Origin of the sequence: Bartonella sp. CM120XJJH (genome assembly GCF_042194715.1) — a bacterium.
In the GTDB taxonomy this organism is placed as follows: Bacteria; Pseudomonadota; Alphaproteobacteria; order Rhizobiales; family Rhizobiaceae; genus Bartonella.
In genome coordinates, this window is sequence record NZ_JBHINE010000149.1 from 1 (window position 1) to 556 (window position 556).

The following is a 556-nucleotide window of genomic DNA, read 5'->3' on the forward strand; positions in this document are numbered from 1 at the left end:
TTGCGGTCAAGACCAGAAAACTGAAAGGCTATACGACCATCTATCGACTTAATCGAAGATTCCCCAACCTTGTAATAGTCCTTTAAAAAGTCATGCGCTTCAATAGCGCGTTTAATCTCCTCCAATGAACTTTCTGCCAAAGAATTCTGAAACTGACGCGCACAAAGGATAGTGCCTGATATCCCTTGCATACCAAATTGATAGCCTTTTAAAGCCGCCATCAAGGCAAATGATCTTGTCTTTCCAGACCCTCGTCCACCCCAAGCCGCCCGTACCAAAGCGTCCCCTGCAAAAATAGGAATGAGTTTTGGTACAATACTAATCTGTCGTGTTGTCATTGACCAAAGGCGCGATTTCTACACGCGTTATCACCTTAATGGCTCCCCCATCTTCACCTGTTACCTGTAAAGGCAACACCTTACCAAGCAACGCTAAATAAGCCGCTGGACATTCCATAGCCTGCTTTTCCAAATAGGAGGTCAAACCATCCTTGCCAATTTTATTCCCAACATTCTCAGCAGCCTTAACCACTGCCTCTTTTAAAATGCGCGTCATT

The 556-nt window shown here is 44.8% G+C and carries 2 protein-coding genes; both read right to left on the bottom strand.

Annotation, left to right across the window (positions count from 1 at the left end; all coding sequences use genetic code 11):
- Nucleotides 1-338, bottom strand: a 338-nt coding sequence (locus ACFIKU_RS10275; protein ID WP_375657449.1) for a phage terminase large subunit, incomplete at its 3' end; no start/stop codon positions are given.
- Nucleotides 319-556: hypothetical protein (locus tag ACFIKU_RS10280; RefSeq protein WP_375657450.1), on the bottom strand; the 238-nt coding region annotated here is incomplete at its 5' end. The genes ACFIKU_RS10275 and ACFIKU_RS10280, both read right to left, overlap by 20 nt.